Below are 13494 nucleotides of genomic sequence, written 5' to 3' on the forward strand. Positions count from 1 at the left end.
CTCGTAGGATCGAGCACCACGGTATGGATTTGATACCGGTATCTTCAACGAAACTGGGAGCAGCGATGGGCAAGGCGTACAACGTGATGGCGGCGACCTGCCCGAGCCGCACGGTGCTGCACCGTATCGGCGCCCGCTGGACGGTGTTCGTCGTCAACGCCCTCGACGATGGACCTCACCGCTTCACCGAACTGAAGGGGCACATCCAGGGCATCACCCCGAAGGTCCTGACCGAGACCCTGCGCTCCCTGGAAGCCGACGGTCTGATCAGCCGCCACGAGTACGACGAGAACCCGCCCCGCGTCGAGTACGCCCTGACACCCCTGGGCCGCTCTCTGCTCATCCCGCTCCGCGCCGTACGACTCTGGGCCGAAGAGCATGTCCCGGACATCGAGGCGGCCCGAGCCCGCCGGCCGATTCTCTGACCCATGAGTCGACTGCCGGCATGAACCGGAGCGGCAAGACCGCCGCCACCGCCCTCGACGAGGCGGATCACACCGCCCGCCGGATCGCCGACCGACTCGGCCGGGCCAAGGTCTCCGTCATCCAAGCTCTGTCCGGGCCGCAAGGGCGGGCGGCGCCGGTTCGGTGCGATTCGGCGTCTCAAGTCCGGTCGCCATCAGGCCCGTTGTCCGGGGCCCGACGAGGTGACGCGTCCGGCGCCGTTCACCTTCGAAACGACGGCGGACGCGGACGATCGGCTCGCTGAGAAGCGGACCGAGATCCGTCGGGGGAGTTTCTGGCACGGATCCGGCACGCGGCGAATGATCGCAGCGGACAGCGAAAAGGCCCGGGTCGATGACCTGGGCCTCAATCATGGAGCGGGTGACGAGAATCGAACTCGCACTCTCAGCTTGGGAAGCTGATGTTCTACCACTAAACTACACCCGCGTAGACGCCGGTTTCGGCCGGTGTCGAATGCCCGCTCACTGTACCTCATGCCCGGCCCCCGGCGTCGAAGCCGCGGGGCCCGGTCGCGTTTCGGAGGGTGGACGCGGCTGCGAGGGGCCGGAGTTGGGGCGTACGGTGGGGACGTTGAAGTGGGTCCCGGCGGAGTCGGAGTGCCGTCTGGAGGGCCATCCCTTTCATCCCGTAATGTGGATTTCGTTGTCAGGGCATCAGCCTGACGCGGCTCTTGGGGAAGGGACTCTGGGACTTGATGGAGCGCACCGTCGTTCGTTGTGCCGAGGGGCACGTGTTCAGCACCGCTTCGTTCCCGATGCAGCAGGCCGAGCGTCTCGGCCCCGGCCGGCTGCTCCGGTGTCCACGGTGTGCCCGGCTCCGCAGTGTGGTGCCGGTGGCCATGGAGAAGACAGTGTCGGAGCGCTAGTACGGGCGCGCGGGGCCGTCACGATTGTGGTGGCTCCGCCCGCCTTGCGTATCCTCAGGACGTGCTTCTCTCAGACAAGGACATCCGGGCCGAGATCGACGCCGGGCGGGTCCGGATCGATCCCTACGACGAATCCATGGTGCAGCCGTCGAGCATCGACGTGCGGCTCGACCGCTACTTCCGGGTGTTCGAGAATCACCGCTACCCCCACATCGACCCCGCGGTCGAGCAGGCGGATCTCACGCGGCTCGTCGAGCCCGAGGGCGACGAGCCGTTCATCCTCCACCCCGGAGAGTTCGTGCTCGCCAGCACGTACGAGGTCATCTCGCTGCCCGACGACCTCGCGTCACGGCTTGAGGGCAAGAGCTCGCTGGGACGGCTGGGTCTGGTCACCCACTCCACCGCCGGGTTCATCGACCCCGGGTTCTCCGGGCACGTCACCCTCGAGCTGTCCAACCTCGCGACCCTGCCGATCAAACTGTGGCCGGGGATGAAGATCGGGCAGCTGTGCATGTTCCGGCTCAGCTCGCCGGCCGAGTTCGCGTACGGCAGCGACCGGTACGGCTCCCGTTACCAGGGCCAGCGCGGACCGACGGCCTCGCGGTCCTTCCTGAACTTCCACCGCACCCAGGTCTGAGGCGGTACCCATGTCTCCCGTGCGTGAGAACCTCACCTACGAAGGGTTCGGCGTCGCCGTACGCGAACTCGCCCAGACCATCGCCGACGACGGGTACGAGCCGGACATCGTGCTCTCCATCGCCCGGGGCGGCGTCTTCGTCGCGGGCGGGCTCGCCTACGCCCTCGACTGCAAGAACATCCACCTGGTGAACGTCGAGTTCTACACCGGGGTGGGGACGACGCTGGAGATGCCGGTCATGCTGGCCCCCGTCCCCAACGCGATCGACTTCTCCGACAAGAAGGTCCTGATCACCGACGACGTCGCCGACACGGGCAAGACACTCAAGCTCGTGCACGACTTCTGCGTCGGCGAGGTCGCCGAGGTCCGCAGCGCCGTGATCTACGAGAAGACCCAGTCGCTCGTGAAGTGCGAGTACGTCTGGAAGCGGACCGACGAGTGGATCAACTTCCCTTGGAGTGTTTTGCCTCCAGTACATAGGTCGGGAAGAGTGGCCAAGCCGAACAGAGAGGCCTTGTAGGCCCCCTCTGTCAAGGTCTGCGCGGAAGTGTCATCTGAAGTGCGCGAAATACCCACTGAAACGTCCCAAGTGTCGGTCGGGCACCGGGGATCAAGCCTCGGAGTATCAGCACCGACCGATATGCTTCTGCCGTCCACTTCCGGTCCATCCTGAGCTTCGGACCTAAGAGCCGAAGACCCCTCTAGTCGGGGGTTAGCACGACCGGACTGGAAGTGTGACATGGCAGATCTGCGAAAGCCGGAAGAGCCGGACCGTGATCCTGGACGGGGCCCCAACAAGGCCGAGATCTTGATCGCGATCCTCACGGCAATCTCGGCGCTCGCAGGCTGTGTGGAGCAGCTCGCGCGGTAGTGCTGCGCAGCGAAGCGGTGCCGGAAGACAGGGCCCAAGAGAAACGGGCCCGACCGTCTGTTACTCGGCCGGACCCGCTTCGATAACTCCACGCACGAGCCCGGTCCTGGTCTAGCCACCAGGGCCGGGCCTCCGTGCCGGAGGGCTTTGAGTCTGGGGTTGTCTGGCCAACCTCATTTTGTAAAACGCGCTTGGCCAACCCAGTTTGCTTGGCCACTATATCTACCCTAGCCCCGGCTAGCTCTAGCGGTTCCTAGCGGTTCCTAGCGGTTCCTAGCGGTTCCTGGTGGTTCCTAGCGGAAACTAGATGTTGTTAGCGGCGGCCCTCGGTGCGTTTTGCCTGGTCAGCGGCCTGCTGTGGCAGCACTGGACGTTCAATGCGGCGCTTGCTTTAAGTGGTGAGAGGTATACGTTCAGTGACATGGTGGGTGAATGTCACTCCCTGCCTCACCCGCCACCCTCCCCAGCTTCCATCCCGTCTGCCGTCGGTCCACACTCCGTGGAGCGGGCGTGGTTCAGGGCGTCAAGGTGGAGCGCGCCACTGTACGAACGACTGTGAGGATTGGTTGCGGCATCGCTCGGGGGTCTGACCCACCGAACGATTGACGCTTTGGGCTGTCCTTTCAAGGAATCGTCGACCGGCCGAGCGGTGCCCCCGCCATCTCGGAGCCGGGGCGCCCCCGCCGGAGGCACGTTCTGGCCGAGGGTCCTCCCTGCCAAGGTTTCTGCTCAGGGCCGTAACTCGCTTGCGGCCCCAGGGGCCAGCCCGCGCTCGCGCGGGCACTTGATGAGGTAGAGAAACCCGTAACAGGATCACCCTGCGAGGGGCTGCGGAGTCTCGTCCACGAAGCCGTGATCGGCTGGCCGTGCAGGGCGCTGCGCAAGCCATCCCGAGACTCGTGGCCCGCCATTCACGGCGTGACCTTCGGCAACGGTCCGAACATGCTCGAACCTATGCCTGAGGTAGTAGCGCTGAAGAGCGTCATTGGCCGTCCACGCGTCCAACCGCAGCCACTTCGCCGCTGATCGGTAGGCACGGTCACCTGCCCAGTCGAGGAGCCTGCCGCCTATGTCCTGGCCGGCGTGCTCACGAGAGACCGTGAGCTTGTTGACGAACATCGAGGGCTCGTTCAGCTCATCGTCAGACCAGAGCCCATCTTCCGCCTCAGACGTCAGAGTGATCGTCGCCGCAGGTGCCTCGCCATCCCGAACCATGAACACAGTCCCGGCTTCGATGGTGGCCAGCAAGCGGTCTGCCGGGTACGGGCGGCTCCACTGATCGGAACCAAGTCGACTGAGCCAGGATGCGGCTTCCTCACGGAAGGAAAGGAGGCACGGCCCTCGACCTTGCCCGGTACGACTACGCAGGGGCGGTGCTGTGGAATAACCACGCCGGGACCTGTGGCGCCGCTTCACCATCTACCTGCGCCGTGAGGTCGCCGCTCGTGCGGGGCTGTCCCAGACGGCCATGCGGGAGGTGTGCCGGGTCTCCTTCGGCAAGGTCGCGGAGTTCCAGAAACGCGGCGCCGTGCACTTCCACGCGGTGGTGCGCGTGGACGGGCCCGACTCCCCGCCCCGGCCTGGGCGACGGTCGCGCTCCTGGATGACGCCATCCGTGCTGCCGCCGGTCGGGTCTCGGTTCCGTGCAGTCCGCCGGTGCCTTCGCCGCCCGTGTCCTGTGCTGGGGCAGTCAGGTCGACGTTCAGGCCATCGGCGGCATCGAGGGCATCGAGCTGACCGACGGGGCGGTCGCCTCCTACGTCGCCAAGTACGTTACCAAGGCAGCCGAGACGACCGAGACCGTGGACCGCCGGATCGGGGAGCTCTCGGAACTCGACGGTCTGCCGCTGCCCGCGCACACGCGACGGCTGGTCGAGGCATGCCGGGACCTGGACGACGCCTATCCGGACCGGATGCTGTGGCGCTGGGCCCACATGCTCGGCTTCCGGGGCCACTTCATGACCAAGTCCCGCGCCTACTCCTCGACCCTGGGCGAGCGGCGCCAGGTCCGCGCCGACTTCCGCGCACGCCAGGAACGCCGCGAACGGGGCCTGCCCGAGGATCTCGATGACTCGGAGGGCTCCACGCTGGTGCTCGCCCACTGGACCTACGTCGGACAGGGCCACACCCCCGGCGAATCCTGGCTCGCCGCCTCGATCGCAAAGGACATCCAGCTCAATCGCGAAACCGCACGCGAGGAGAGGGCAGGAGGTGCGTTCGACGAGCCGGTCGACTAGGTCGACATCCCCGAAGGATGGGGACAAAAAGCTGATGACCGCGGAGGAGTGGATCAAGATGCATCTTCGGCGTGCACCTGAGCGCGACGAAGAGTGGGTGCGCCGTGCGCTCGTCTTGCAGGGGCGTGCGTGATCTTCAGCGCCACACGGGTTCGATGAGGCTCGGGTCGAACTTCCTCTTGCCTCTGCCTGCTGGATGGATGATCACGGCTGACAGGCTGTGCAACACGATCTCTTGTTGCCGTTCAATCGGCAGATCGAAGAACTCGTCCAGCGTCAGGTTCGCGGCGTCGCCCTTGGCCTCGGATTGCTTCAGTTCCTTGTAGAACCGGGCGCGCTCCAACTTCAGCTCGTCGCGCTCTCGCTCTTTGCCGGGAAGGAGCTGCAAGAGCGTGGTCACGGTGATCTGCTTCGAACGCTCGGCGTTCACTAGCTGGATGATGTCCTCGTTGACCTGTTCCAACTCGGCATCCCGCGCCCAGCGTTGTCCAATTGGAACGGTCGTGACGGCTGCTCGGGATCGCTGCTCCTCCAGTGCGAGTTGAGCTATCAGCCTGTCCACGGGTTCCCCAACGCGTCCCACCTTGCCGCAGCCGCCATTGACGACCGAGCACCGGTAGGTGAACTTCGTTGCTTTGGATCCCGGCTCCCACCGTTGGTTGGTCTGGCCCCGGATCTTCGACTTACACAGGCCGCAGCGAGCGATGCCCGACAGCATGTACTTGCGCGCGAGGAGATGCCCAGGGTGTTTCTGCTTTCGCTCGGCGACTGCGGCGCACACCGCTTCCCACTCTTCGAGGGTGTTGATCGGCTCCCACTCACCCATGACGGGTCGGCCGTCCTCGCCGTTCAGGATGTCGCCGTGGTAGGTCCGGTATCCGACCAACCTCGGGTTCGTGAGGATGTGCTCGACGTGGTGGTGAGCCATTCGCTTGGTGCCTGCGCGGGGATTCCCCAAGCCCTGTTCCTGCCAGCGCGTACGGATCGTGCCGATGCGGACGCCGGCGAGGATTTCGCGCTGGGCCTCCCGGATGGCTACGGCTGCCTTCGGGTCGACCTTGCTTCGGTCTTCCTTGAGCCATCCGTAGGGTGCCGGTCCGCCGCTGTCCTTGCCCTGCTGGGCCAGCTCCAGATGCTTGCGCTTGATGCGGCGCGAGGCATCAAGCGACGACTTGTTGGCGAAAGCGACCATGATGCGCGACATGGTGCGGCCGTCCGGCGTTCCGAGATTGACGTCGTTCGTGACCGTTGCGAACTCCAGCCGTGGGCGCTCATCGAAGACCTCGATCAGCCGCTCAAGGTCTCGCGGCTGCCGCGCGAGTCGGTCTAGGTCGTACGCCACGATGCCGTCGATGAGGCCGGCGCTCAGGTCGCTCAGCATCAGTTCGAACTGCTCGCGTACGACGTGGCGCTTGTAGGCCGATACGTCGTTGTCCTCGTAGACCTTCACGGCCTGCCAGGAACGGAGATCCGCGAGACGCTCGCAGTCTCGTTGCTGGCGGGCTACGCCCAACGCGTCGCCCTCGTCGTCCCGCGAGATGCGGGTGTAGATCCCTACTCGGCGTGCCACGTCCGGGCCTCCCCAGCCTCAAGAGCGGGGATCAGACTACTACTGTCATCGAGTCAAGTCAGCCTGGACGCCGAACCTCCCGTCGTCTGGCGGTCCGGGCAGGTGCTCGACGCGTAGGCGCGGCTCGCGCCCATGACGGTTCGCGGTCATGACGTGAGAGGGACCCCCGGCGGTGTGCCGGGGGTCCCTCTTTGTCGGTTCCGGGTGGGGGTGTGTGCCCTACGGCGTCAGAACGTGCCCAGCTTGATGATCGACAGGATGGCGATCAGCTGGATGGAGGACGCGGCGAGGGCCTTCGGCCAGGGGAGGTCGTGGGACTTGCCGACCATCAGGGTCAGCAGGGCGCCCGCGGCGACCCAGGTGATCCAGCCGAGGAGCTTGACGAAGGACGCGTCGCCGCCGAGGAACATGGCGAGGAGCAGCCGTGGGGTGTCCGTGATGGACATGATCAGCATGGAGAGGCCGACCGTGGGCTGCCAGGCACCGTTGCCGCCGAGCTGGCGGGCCAGGGTGTGGGTGACCACGCCGAGGACGAACGTGCTGAGCACGAGGGCGACAGCGGTCGTCAGGACGATCGGGACGGCGTTGGAGAGGGTCGCGTTGATGGCGTCCTCGCGGGCGCCGTCGAAGCCGAAGACCGCCAGCAGGCCGTAGAGGAACGTCACGATCAGGGCCGGGGCCCACATCGTGTAGTCGCGCATCTGGAGGAAGGTCCGGTTCGGGGCCGTCACTATGCCCTTGAGCAGGTCCTTCCAGTGCAGCCTGGGGCCGACCGGCGGAGCGGCCGCCTGGCCCGCCCGGTAGACGTCGCCCTGGTTGTAGGGGTCCTCGCCGATCGAGAAGGCCTGCGTATGGCCGGGGCTGTTCGCGGCGTACGGGTCCGGTCCCTGCTGCGGGTGACCGTCGCCGAAGTACTCCGGCTCGCCGTGCCCGCCGGCATGTCCACCGCCCTGGGGCCAGCCGCCCTGCTGCCCACCACGGTAGGGCGGCCCGCCCTGCTGTCCGCCGTACGGCTGCTGTCCCCCGTACTGCGGCTGCGATGGCGCGGGCGGATAGCCGTACGGCTGCTGCCCGCCTCCCTGGGGGGACTGTTGTCCACGTCCCTGGGAGGACTGTCCGTACGACGGTTGTTGTTGCGGTCGCCCTTGCGAGGCACGGTTGTCCCGGCCCCCGCGTCCGATCCTGAATCCAGCCACGTCATCGAACGTACCTGGTTCCGAAGAATGACGTGCCCGGCCCGGGGCGACGGGCCCGCCATCGGTGCCGAGCTGTGACATCCCCTAAGGGGTTGTCAGGGGGCGTCAGGGTGGTCGTGCCTGTGTTGTACCCCAGGGGCGGTCGGGTGGCGGTGAGTGGAAGACACGGGCCGTGGGACGGGGGATCCGCAGGTGGGTGCGGGGTCCATGGCCCATGTCTTCCACCGGTGGGTCATCCGGAGTCATCTGTGGGTGGTTTCCCACAGGGTCACAGCCAGTGCGGTGCAGGAGGTCACCGCTGCCAGGGACGGGAGTGGCCAGCGGGCGCGTTCGAGGGCGTCCAGGCGGTCCTCGTGTTCGCTGAGCATCTTGTCGGTCTGGTCGACGCGCTGGAGGAGCAGGGCGAGGTCGCCCTGGGTGGTGGCGAAGCCGACATCGACCGAGCGGCGCAGGCGTTCCAGCTCCAGGGCGACTCCTTCCGCTTCGCGTGTCGTCACGTACGGCCCTCCTTGCGCAGCCAGGAGGGCAGGAGACGTTCCACCTCCGGCAGGGCCATGACACGGGTGAGCGCGGCGGCGATCGCCACCACACCCGCGACGGCGGGCGCGTTCCTGGCCGACGGCTCCCCGGCGAGCAGAGGGAGGAGCGCGAGCACGGTCTGCAAGGACGTCCGGAGCGTGCGGCGGGTCGAGTCGCTCATCGGACGGCCTCCTCGGCCGTACGCGGCACCCGCAGCAGGTCCCAGCTCGTGCGCCCGGGGACGCCGTCGGCGGCCGGCCCGCGGTAGCCGAGTGCCAGCTGCCAGGCGGCGTACGAACGGACGTCCGCCGCACCCCAGACCGGACCGGGGCCGACGGTGTAGCGGCCGCAGCCCTCGGTGACGAGGCGCCGGCCGATCGCCGTGATCAGTGGGCCGCGGCGGCCGGGGACGAAGTAGGCGGCGCCGGGGAAGGGTTCGTACGGCGCCGGGCCGGGGGCCGGCCGGAGGCCGAGGCGGGCGTCGATCCTGGTGCGCATGCCCGGCATCGAGAAGGACGGGTCGATCTTGCGCCGCGTCCACTCCTTGTGGCCGATCACGCTCGCCGCGCTCCAGCCGTGGGCGCGGCACAGGGCGGTCGACAGGCGTTCGACGGCGTCGAGCTGGGCCGTCGGGTACGGGTCGCGGCCGGTGCCGAGATTCTCGATCTCGAAGCCGTAGAAGCGGGCGTTGCCGTCGACGGCGTCCGGGCCCGGGGCGGGCGGCGGGGTCTTCTCGGCGATCACGGCGGACAGTACGGCGGTGGAGCCGGAACCGGCGTGGTTGGTACGGCCGTGGCCCACCAGGTGCACGTCTCCGTCCTTGGTGATCAGGCCGGTGCAGAGCGGGCCGGGCAGGGCCGCGGTGCCGTCGAGGCAGAGGCGGAGGCTGTCCGAGCCGGCGGTGTGGTGGAGCATCACGCCGTTGACGGGGCCCCAGGGGCCCTTGTGGTTGCGGTTGTGCGTCCGCCAGGCGCCGTGCTCGCGGACGACGACGCCCTCGGCGCGCAGAGCGCGCACGAGGGCGTCCGGGGTGAGGGGAGTGGCCATGGCGTCCTCAGGTGACGGGGGTGACGGTCACGAACCGGTTGGTGAAGGTCGCGGTGCTGGTGGTGGCGGCCGACTTGTAGGCGAGGGTGGCGGTGTACGAGCTGTTCACCGTCAGGCCGGTCACCTGGAACTGGGTGGTGGCGGAGCACAGGTTGGTGCCGTAGGAGATCGCCGCCCGGGCGTCCGCGGCGGCGAGCGTGACGGTCGTGCTCAGGCGGATGTTCGCGGAGATGTAGGCGGCCGTCGCCGCGCTGCTGTTGATCCGGGCGCCCACCGTGACCAGGACGGAGCCGGAGGCCGGTGCGGTGAAGGTGACCGCGGTCGGGTCGCCGGTGGAGCCGGTGAGGGTCTCCACGTACGTCGCCGAGGTGGTCGTGCCGGTGGTGGTGTTGGCCAGGTGGACCGGGCCGGGTGCGAGCTGCGCCCAGGCGCTGCCCGTGTGGTACCAGAACTGCTTGGGCGTGCTGAGCCAGACGAGCATGCCGGCCACCGGGGACGTCACCTTCGCGTCGCGGGTGGCGGCGTCGGCGAAGCGCAGCACGGTCCGGCCGTCGACGGCCTCGGCGAGGGACTGGATGTGCTGCGGGACGTTCGCCGCGTCGGCGGGCTGCGGGTAGGGGAGACTGCCGAGCGGGGTGAGCAGGGCCATGACGGCTCCTCCTTGCGGTGTGCGGGCGGGGGGCGGTCAGGTGCCGAAGGGCGGCGGGAGCGTGTCGGACGGGCTGCCGCCGTCACCCGAGCGGGCGGCGGCGCTGTCCACCGGCACGGGCACGGCGACGTCGCCGTCCTGGGCGGAGTCGTCCGGCGCGGACTCGGACGGCAGGACCACGGACGTGCCGTCGTCCTCCGCGGTCACTGCGGGCTGGTCGCTCATGCGGCGCCTCCTGGTGGCTGGAGCAGCTCGCGGTAGCTGAGCCTGCTCTTCGTGAGGTCGTCCAGGGTCGGGAACTGCGCGGCGACCAGGGCGTAGCTGCGCCGGGTGCCGTACTGCGGGTCCACCGGCGGGTCGGACGTGAGGCCGGAGTCGAGCGGGACGCCGTTGTAGGAGGTGCCGCGCAGGGTCAGGGTCTGCTGCGGTACCGAGCCCGCCTGGCAGGTGGTGCGGATGCCGACGACCCAGGCCAGGGTGTCCAGGGCGGCGCCGGTGGTGTCCACCACGCGTACGACGTCGCCGAGCTGGATGCGCGGGTCGTGCAGGATGTCCACCTCGCCGAGCACCGGGACCGGGTAGCGGCCGGCGTCGAGCATGGCGTGGGAGAGGTCGGAGGCCACCTTCTGCTGCTGCACCCAGTCGGTCGCGGGCGCCTCGTAGACCTGCTTGCCGTAGTAGGACTGGCTGCCGCTGTTGTACCAGGCGTACTGACGCTGCGCCGGGTCCGCGGTCCGCTTCCGGGGCACGATCTGCACGGACGGCTTGCCGTCCTTGGTGACCGTCCACACGCTCGCCGTGCCGCGGTTGGCGAACCGGACTATGTAGTTCGGCCCGTCGCGCCGCGAACTGACCGTCACACAGCCCTTGACCGAGGTACCGCCGGTGACCGCGCTGCCGAAGCGGACCTTGTTCCCGAGCGTCGTGGCCGCGTCGTCCTCGATCTGCACGGGGCCGATGTCCAGCTCGTCCTCGGCCATGGCGTACGCCACCTCCACCACCGCGCCGGGCCTGATCTCCCGTACGGCCGTGTCGGTCGTGGTCTCGCCGTCGGTGGCACGCACGCCGGTGTAGTCCTGGTACGTCTGCTTGCAGTAGTTGCGGCAGGCGTCGATCTCCTCGGAGACGGTGAGCGCGGCGATGTCCCGCAGGGTCGTGACGGTGAGGTCCGGCTGGGCCGGGACCTTCTGGAACCGGGCCGGTCCGCGCCAGCGGAAGACGCCCTGCTCGTCGAATTCGGCCGTGGACATCGTGGCCCGGGCGATCTCGGTGATCGCCTCCCACTGGGATCCGGAGACCTTCGGCACGTCGTACAGCGGGACCGTGACCTCGTCGAGTTCGGCGGCCTTGGACCAGCGGCCCCGCTGCTCGTACTCGTCGGCGGTGTAGGAGGCGAGGTCGGGCCACGAGTTGTCGGTGACCTGGAGGCACTCGACGGCCATGTCCGTCGTCAGTTCGATCCGGCAGAGCTCCGACGGCGGCTGGTAGGCGGCCGTGTTGTTGAAGGTGGCGGTGCCGAGCGGGAGGAACTGCCCGTCGGGAGCGGTCAGCCGCGGGAGCACGGTCGCCGGGATGGTGGCGGACGTCGTCCCGGCGCTGGTGTCCACGGTGACGCCCACGTGCCAGGCGCCCTTGAGGGACGCCACCTTCGGCAGCGTCCACATCCAGGTCTGTCCGCTGCCGTTCAACGTGCCGGAGCTTATTCGTACGGCGCCGGCGGCGAAGTCGACGTTCAGGCCGTAGTAGCCGTAGGCGCCCGCGCTGCGGTCGAAGACGAGCTTCAGATCCACGGTGTTGCCCACGGCACGGGCCGAGTTGGCGTACAGCTCGATCTGGAATACCTTGCCGGCCACCACGAACCGGGACCGCGGTGTCCAGGCCGCCGTCAGTCCCGGGGCGTTCGGCATCAGGGCCATCTCGTGCGGCGCGCCGTCCCGGATCCAGGAGTACGAGGTCTGGGCGGGCAGTGTCTCCGGCTGGCCGTGGGTGGGGTTGAAGCCGCCGTGCAGGGAGGCGTGCAGCACGGTGAACGGTGCCGTGACATCCGTGGTGACCGCAGGTGCGCGGGGCGGCGGGCAGGTGTGGATGCCGCCCTGGCGCAGCAGTTCGTCCACGCACCAGGTGGCGCTCGCCACCGGCTGGGCGTACATCAGGCCGTGGTACGGCCGGGGCAGCAGGGCCGGTCCGCGCAGCCGCTCGGCGCCGTCCAGCGCCTGGACGGTCACGGTGTCCGTGCCGGAGGCCGCGGTGCGGGAGCGGACGGTGCCGCGGAAGGCGGGCAGGGTCGCGCCGGTGAGTCCGCTCTCGTGCGCGACGGACTGCCCCGGGCGTACCGCGTCGCCGGTGGCGCGCCCGGCCCACGCGGAGTAGAGCTGGGGGGCGGCCACCCCGTTCGCGCCGCCGAGCTGCATCTCCAGCTGGGCGGAGGCGCTGCCGGAGACGGCGCGCATGGCCTCGGGCAGATCGGTGCTGTAGGCCCGCTCGACCTTCCAGGACTGCACCTGGGCGCCGAGTTCCCGGCCGCCGCAGCGGGTGGTGTGCGCGGGGGTGCGGTCGGGGGCGGCGAGCGCTTCGGCCAGTGCCGGGTCAGAGCTGAGCACCGCGCACCTCCACCAGGTCGAGGCCGACGTTGCGGTAGGGCAGTGGGACGGTGGGCACGTCGGTGTAGCCGGTGACGCTCATGGCCGGGCAGCCGTCGCCGAGCGAGAACGCGATGGCCGGCTCGCCGATGGTCAGGCACGCTCCGGCGAGCCCGTAGACGCCGGTGGCGCCCGGTCCGCCGATCGGGGTGACGAAGGCGGCGCCGGCCGGGGCGGTCCCGGTGACGCCGGTGCCGTTCGCGGACGTGGAGGCGAGGTATGAACCGTCCACGGCCTTCCAGTCGAGCTGGACGACGGCGGTCGCCGGGTTCCAGTCGGGCGGCAGCAGCCATGACACCTGCATACCGGGCATCACCGGCCACCCGGTCCAGACACCGTGCCGCCAGCCGAGGCGGCTGGCCGCGTCCTGGAAGTCGGCGACCACGGTGTCCGAGAGGGAGGGGCGGACGACGATCGTGCCCTGCACGGTGAACCAGTGGTCGGTCCCGCTGGACTGGGTGCTCTGCGCGGTCGCCTGGTACGGGTCGAGCAGGTTCACGGACGCCGGGTCGAGCAGGGCGAGCGGCCCGTACGGCGGCTGCGGCCCGCCCTGGGATCCGGGCTCGTTGATCCTGCGGGCCAGCCGGGTGAGGTGCTGGGCGTCGCCCGGGGACAGGGCGTCCCAGGACAGCTTGATACGGCGCACGGTGCGCGCCGGGGCGACGGTGGTGATGTTCCCTTCGAGGGACTTGAACTCGGTGACGTTCAGATCGGCGGTGCGGTCCCAGCTCTTCGCGGCCTGGGCGATCTCCCGCATGAATCCGGGCCGTCCGATCCACAGGTTCCTGGCCATGGTCTC

At 68.9% G+C, this 13494-nt stretch carries 14 protein-coding genes, 1 tRNA gene and 1 pseudogene; 5 read left to right on the forward strand and 11 right to left on the reverse strand.

Annotated elements, in window-relative coordinates:
* Nucleotides 1-65: 65 nt before the first annotated feature.
* Entirely contained in the window at nt 66-425 is a 360-nt protein-coding gene (locus OG410_RS22250) for a winged helix-turn-helix transcriptional regulator (protein ID WP_329300818.1), read from the forward strand.
* A gap of 392 nt (nt 426-817) precedes the next feature.
* Here the strand turns inward: OG410_RS22250 and OG410_RS22255 are convergent.
* A tRNA-Gly gene (locus OG410_RS22255) sits at nt 818-891 on the reverse strand.
* Between the two features lie 500 nt (nt 892-1391).
* Here OG410_RS22255 and dcd point away from each other — a divergent pair.
* The 3 genes from dcd (at nt 1392) to OG410_RS22270 (ending at nt 2838) form a co-directional block, all read left to right on the forward strand.
* Nucleotides 1392-1967, forward strand: a complete 576-nt coding sequence (gene dcd / locus OG410_RS22260; RefSeq protein WP_328450202.1) for a dCTP deaminase — start codon at nt 1392-1394, stop codon at nt 1965-1967.
* Nucleotides 1968-1977: 10 nt separating this feature from the next.
* Entirely contained in the window at nt 1978-2487 is a 510-nt protein-coding gene (locus OG410_RS22265) for a phosphoribosyltransferase (RefSeq protein ID WP_329300819.1), read from the forward strand.
* A 219-nt stretch (nt 2488-2706) separates the two neighbouring features.
* Nucleotides 2707-2838, forward strand: coding sequence for a hypothetical protein (locus OG410_RS22270; RefSeq protein WP_328670511.1), 132 nt, complete (start codon nt 2707-2709; stop codon nt 2836-2838).
* 813 nt (nt 2839-3651) lie between these two features.
* Here the strand turns inward: OG410_RS22270 and OG410_RS22275 are convergent.
* The gene (locus OG410_RS22275) at nt 3652-4206 is read right to left on the reverse strand and encodes a GNAT family N-acetyltransferase (protein ID WP_329304203.1); all 555 of its coding nucleotides are present in this window, start codon (nt 4204-4206) and stop codon (nt 3652-3654) included.
* Between OG410_RS22275 and OG410_RS22280 the strand changes: the two are divergent.
* Nucleotides 4170-5075, forward strand: a pseudogene (locus OG410_RS22280) (replication initiator); the annotation flags it as partial. The gene OG410_RS22275 and the pseudogene OG410_RS22280 sit on opposite strands and share 37 nt — an antisense overlap.
* 136 nt (nt 5076-5211) lie before the next feature.
* Here OG410_RS22280 and OG410_RS22285 read toward each other — a convergent pair.
* The 9 genes from OG410_RS22285 to OG410_RS22325 all read right to left on the reverse strand — a co-directional run bounded on the left by OG410_RS22285 (nt 5212) and on the right by OG410_RS22325 (nt 13488).
* Nucleotides 5212-6645 (reverse strand): recombinase family protein, encoded by a 1434-nt coding sequence (locus tag OG410_RS22285; RefSeq protein WP_329300820.1) that lies wholly within the window; start codon nt 6643-6645, stop codon nt 5212-5214.
* Nucleotides 6646-6872: 227 nt separating this feature from the next.
* Entirely contained in the window at nt 6873-7922 is a 1050-nt protein-coding gene (locus OG410_RS22290) for a Yip1 family protein (protein WP_329300821.1), read from the reverse strand.
* Between the two features lie 161 nt (nt 7923-8083).
* The gene (locus OG410_RS22295; protein ID WP_261706673.1) at nt 8084-8338 is read right to left on the reverse strand and encodes a hypothetical protein; all 255 of its coding nucleotides are present in this window, start codon (nt 8336-8338) and stop codon (nt 8084-8086) included.
* A complete protein-coding gene (locus OG410_RS22300) occupies nt 8335-8541 on the reverse strand; it encodes a hypothetical protein (protein WP_329300822.1) in 207 nt (68 codons plus the stop codon). Before OG410_RS22300 ends, OG410_RS22295 begins: the two co-directional genes overlap by 4 nt.
* Entirely contained in the window at nt 8538-9407 is an 870-nt protein-coding gene (locus tag OG410_RS22305; RefSeq protein WP_329300823.1) for a peptidoglycan-binding protein, read from the reverse strand. The genes OG410_RS22300 and OG410_RS22305 overlap by 4 nt, the downstream gene beginning before the upstream one ends.
* Before the next feature lie 7 nt (nt 9408-9414).
* On the reverse strand, nt 9415-10056 hold the full coding sequence (locus OG410_RS22310) for a hypothetical protein (protein ID WP_329300824.1): 642 nt from the start codon (nt 10054-10056) through the stop codon (nt 9415-9417).
* 36 nt (nt 10057-10092) lie between these two features.
* Nucleotides 10093-10281 (reverse strand): hypothetical protein, encoded by a 189-nt coding sequence (locus OG410_RS22315; RefSeq protein WP_329300825.1) that lies wholly within the window; start codon nt 10279-10281, stop codon nt 10093-10095.
* The gene (locus OG410_RS22320) at nt 10278-12656 is read right to left on the reverse strand and encodes a hypothetical protein (RefSeq protein WP_329300826.1); all 2379 of its coding nucleotides are present in this window, start codon (nt 12654-12656) and stop codon (nt 10278-10280) included. The genes OG410_RS22315 and OG410_RS22320 overlap by 4 nt, the downstream gene beginning before the upstream one ends.
* Nucleotides 12643-13488: a hypothetical protein gene (locus OG410_RS22325; protein ID WP_329300827.1), complete on the reverse strand. Its 846-nt coding sequence runs from the start codon at nt 13486-13488 to the stop codon at nt 12643-12645. The genes OG410_RS22320 and OG410_RS22325 overlap by 14 nt, the downstream gene beginning before the upstream one ends.
* Between the last annotated feature and the right edge of the window lie 6 nt (nt 13489-13494).

The organism is Streptomyces sp. NBC_00659 (genome assembly GCF_036226925.1).
Taxonomy (GTDB): Bacteria; Actinomycetota; Actinomycetes; order Streptomycetales; family Streptomycetaceae; genus Streptomyces.